The organism is Streptomyces alkaliphilus (genome assembly GCF_014141535.1).
Lineage (GTDB): Bacteria > Actinomycetota > Actinomycetes > Streptomycetales > Streptomycetaceae > Streptomyces > Streptomyces alkaliphilus.
The window spans coordinates 1-4,126 of record NZ_VKHT01000446.1 but is presented as its reverse complement, the minus strand read 5'-3'; the positions used below and the strand labels follow the sequence as shown (position 1 = coordinate 4,126).

Below are 4,126 nucleotides of genomic sequence, written 5' to 3'. Positions count from 1 at the left end.
GTGGCCCTGCTCGTCCACCAGCCGCGGGGCCGGTGGCAGGATCGCGGGCGGCAGGGCGAGATCGCCGATCACGACCCGTCCGGAGTCCAGGTCCACCCCCCGCTCCCCCTCGTCCTCCAGGAAGATCGTGTGTTCCTTCTCGGTGACCTTGTACTCGTCCCGCTGGAAGGCCAGGGCCTCCCACGCCGTGGTGCCGTGGATCTCGTCGCTCATCGCCGTACCCCTTCCCTGTCCGTCCTCCCATTGTCCCCGGACGGGAGCCGTTCCCCCCCCGGGTGGAAGCCACGGACGGGAGGGATCGCTCCGTGCTTCGTGTCGGGTGACCCCCACAGGGGCGAGAGGGCCCGGTGTGGTCCGGGACGGTCGGACCCCGACCACGGACGCGCCGGGCCGGGGAAGGATCCGGCGGCGCCGGTCGGGGACGGAGCCACGGCCTCCGGAACCGCCGGGGGCCGGTGACGGAGCCGCCCGAAGGGCCGACGGGATCCCCCCGGAGGCGACCGCCGGGGACACGGGGCCGACGGGCCTGGCGGGGGATCGCCGGCGAGGGCCCCGGGTCACTCCACCCGCAGCCTCAGGATGCGGTCGTCACCGGCCTCGGGGGTGCCCCTGGTGTCGGTCTCGTTGGTGACGAGGAGCAGTTCGTCCTCCGCGTCCGGCACCGCCAGGACGTTCCGCAGCCGGCCGTACTCCCCCTGGAGGAACGCCTCGGGCTCCCCGACGGTGCCCGTGTCGTCAAGCGGGATCCGCCACAGCCGCTCGCCGCGCAGCGTCGCCATCCACAGCGCGCCGTTGTGGAAGGCCAGGCCGCTGGGGGACGCCTCGGCGACCGGCCACTCCACCTCGGGGTCGACGTACCCCTCGTCGGCGCCGCCGCTGCCCTCGAACATCGGCCAGCCGTAGTTCTCCCCCGCCTCGATGAGGTTCAGCTCGTCCACGTCGCTCGCGCCGAACTCGGTGGCCCACATCCGGCCCTCGTCGTCCCAGGCCATGCCCTGCACGTTGCGGTGGCCCGAGGACCAGACCGGGGAGCCCTCCTCCGGGTTGTCCGGGGCCGGCTCACCCTCCGGGGTGAGCCGCAGGATCTTGCCCGCCAGGGAGTCGGGGTCCTGCGCCAGGTCCGGTTCGTTGGCATCGCCGGTCGCGGCGTAGAGCATGTCGTCGGGGCCGAAGGCCAGGCCGCCCCCGTGGTGGATGGTCGCGTCCCGGGGGATGCCGTCGAACACGACCTCCGGCTCACCGGGGTTGCCGTCCTCCAGCGGCATCCGGATGATCCGGTTGTCCCCCGGGGCGGTGTGGTAGGCGTACAACCACTCCTCGTCGGGGGAGAGGGCCAGACCCAGCAGGCCGCCCTCGCCGTCGGCGGCCACGTCCGGCACGCTCGCCACCTCCTCCGCCGTTCCCCCGGCGGTGTCCACCCGCAGGATCGTCGCCTCGTCCCGGGAGCCGACCAGCAGGTCGCCGTCGGGAAGCTTGACCAGGCCCCACGGCGAGTCCAGTTCCTCGGCGACCGGGCCGGCCACCTCCACCGAGCCCCGCGCGGGGGCCGCCGCACCCTCGTCGTCGCCCTCGGTGTCGTCCCCGGTGGGAGGGTCCGCAGGGGCGTCGGTGCCGGTGTCGGGGGTCCGTCCCCCGTCCGTCCCGTCATCCGCTCCGCAGCCGGTCGCCCCCACCGCCAGGGCGGCGACGACGGCGATCGCGGTCGTCGCGCGGGATCGGGTCCGGGTCCGCTGCCGGTGGCCTCGCATGCACACGCCTCTCGTCCGGGGCGGAACGGCCGGACGCCCGGCGCCGGCCGTTCCGTCGTCGTTCTCCTCGTCCACCGTCCGGGACGGGTTCGCGGCGAGGGGCCCGGCGACCCACCCGTTCGGCGGTCCCTCCATGGCACCACATCCGGGCCCCCTGTCGGTGGACCCGGCGCCGTGGCGAGGCGCCCCGCCGGGTCACCCGCCGGGTCAGTTCCAGGACTGCCGGGCCGCCGGCAGCTCCGCCAGTTCGGCCAGGTCCTCCCGGCTCAGCTCCAACGCGGCGGCTCGACAGTTCTCCCGGGCCCAGCGCTCCTTCTTCGTCCCCGGGATGGGGATCACGTGCCGTCCCCTGGTGAGCAACCAGGCCAGCGCCACCCCGGCGGCGGTGGCACCCGGATGCCGCCCGGCGACCCGGCGCAGACCGGCGGGCAGCACCTGGTTGGCCGCCATCATCTCGGCCGTGAAGCGGGGGTGGTGGGCCCGTGGGTCGTCCGGTTCGAAACCGCTGCCCGGCGTGAGGGTGCCGGTCAGGAAACCGCTGCCCAGCGGCATCGAGGCCAGCAGTCCGACGCCGCGCGCCTCGCACCACGGCAGCAGGGTCTCCCCGGCCGCCGGCGACCACAGGGAGAACTCGGCCTGCACGGTGCTCACCGGGAAGACCTGTTGCACCCGTCGCAGCACCTCCAGGGTTCCGGCGTACGGCCGGGTCCCCGACCCTCCGCCGCGCCGCCCGACAGGGGCCGGGTCCGGGGCGCACACCCCCAGCGCGCGAACCTTCCCGGCCGCCACCAGCTCGGCCATCGCGCCCCAGGTCTCCTCCACCGGCACCTCGGGGTCGGGCCGGTGCAACTGGTACAGGTCGATCACGTCCGTCCGCAGCCGGCGCAGGGAGGCGTCACAGGCCCGGCGCACGTGGCCGGGGCGGCCGTTGGCCACCATGTGGTGCTCGCCCACCAGCAGACCCACCTTCGTGGCCACGAACACGTCGCCGCGTCGTTCGCACAGCACCCGCCCCAGCAGCAGTTCGTTGGTGAACGGGCCGTAGACGTCGGCGGTGTCCAGCAGCGTGGCGCCCTCGTCCAGAGCCGCGTGGACGGCCCGCAGCGACTCCCGACCGTTCCGTTCGGAGGCGGTGTACCCCCAGCTCATGGGCATGCAGCCGAGACCTATGGCCCCGACCCGCAGCGCCCCCGAACCCACCGTCCGGTACCGCACCCGGTGCCGCTCCCTTCCGCCCGTGTCCCCGTTCCCGGCGGTGCCGGGTGGTCGCTTCCGCGACCGACCCCGACCCGCCGCGGCGACCCACCGCGCCGGGCGGCGCCCGCCGGTGTCCGTGGCGAACCAACGTAGCCGCTGCCCGTTCGGCGCACGCGACCGGCCGGAGGTCGGCACCGCCACGCCCGGGTCACCCCGATCACCCGCCACTAGCCTGTGGCCATGACTTCCGGTGACGTGTGGCTTCCCTTCCCACCCGACGAGATCGAGGGCCTTCCGGCCTCGCTGGTGTATCGACGCTGGAACGGGGAGGAGGAGTTCCCCGCCGACCCCGCGGACTGCGTTTTCTACGCCGTGCCCTACATGAAGGGTCAGCGCACCGCACTGCGCCCGCTGGAGCGGATGTCCCGACTGCGGGTGGCGCAGACGCTCACCGCCGGGTGGGAGCACATGGTGCCGGGGCTCGGGCTGATGCCCGCCGGGTCCCTGCTGTGCAACGCCGGCGGTCTGCACGACACCAGCACCGCCGAACTGGCCCTGGCGCTGATCCTCGCCGCCCAGCGCGGCATACCCGAGGCCGTGCGGGCCGGGGACCGGGGAGCCTGGGAGCCCGCACTTCGCCCCTCCCTGGCCGACCGCACGGTGCTCATCCTCGGTCACGGCGGCATCGGACGCGCGGTGGAGGACCGGCTGACCCCCTTCGAGCCCGCCGGGGTGATCCGGGTGGCGACGACCGCGCGCACCACCCCGCGCGGCCCCGTCCACGCCGTCGCCGAACTCGACGACCTGCTGCCCCGGGCGGAGATCGTGGTGATCTGCACCCCGTTGACCGACCTCACCCGTGGACTGGTGGACGGGGACTTCCTGGCCCGACTGCCCGACGGCGCCCTGGTGGTGAACGTGGCCCGGGGGGCGGTGGTGGACACCTCCGCGCTGCTGGCCGAGGTGGGGACGGGACGGTTGCGGGCCGCGTTGGACGTCACCGATCCGGAGCCGCTGCCCGCCGACCACCCGCTGTGGCGGGCACCGGGGGTGCTGATCTCCCCGCACGTGGGGGGTGCCTCCTCGGCCTTCCGGCCGCGCGCGGATCGTCTGTTGCGGGGGCAGTTGGCCCGTTTCGCCGCGGGGGAGCGGCCGGAATTCGTCGTCGCGGAGGCGGGGAC

At 74.8% G+C, this 4,126-nt stretch carries 4 protein-coding genes; 1 reads left to right on the top strand and 3 read right to left on the bottom strand.

Annotation, left to right across the window (positions count from 1 at the left end):
• The 3 genes from FNQ90_RS14700 to FNQ90_RS14690 all read right to left on the bottom strand — a co-directional run.
• Positions 1-213: hypothetical protein (locus FNQ90_RS14700; RefSeq protein ID WP_182606795.1), on the bottom strand; the 213-nt coding region annotated here is incomplete at its 3' end.
• Positions 214-557: 344 nt separating this feature from the next.
• Entirely contained in the window at positions 558-1,748 is a 1,191-nt protein-coding gene (locus FNQ90_RS14695) for a PQQ-dependent sugar dehydrogenase (RefSeq protein ID WP_182606796.1), read from the bottom strand.
• Between the two features lie 207 nt (positions 1,749-1,955).
• Positions 1,956-2,963 (bottom strand): aldo/keto reductase, encoded by a 1,008-nt coding sequence (locus FNQ90_RS14690; protein ID WP_182606794.1) that lies wholly within the window; start codon positions 2,961-2,963, stop codon positions 1,956-1,958.
• A gap of 222 nt (positions 2,964-3,185) precedes the next feature.
• On the opposite strand from FNQ90_RS14690, the gene FNQ90_RS14685 reads away from it, so the two are divergent.
• The coding region (locus tag FNQ90_RS14685; protein WP_182606793.1) for a 2-hydroxyacid dehydrogenase at positions 3,186-4,126 on the top strand (941 nt) is incomplete at its 3' end.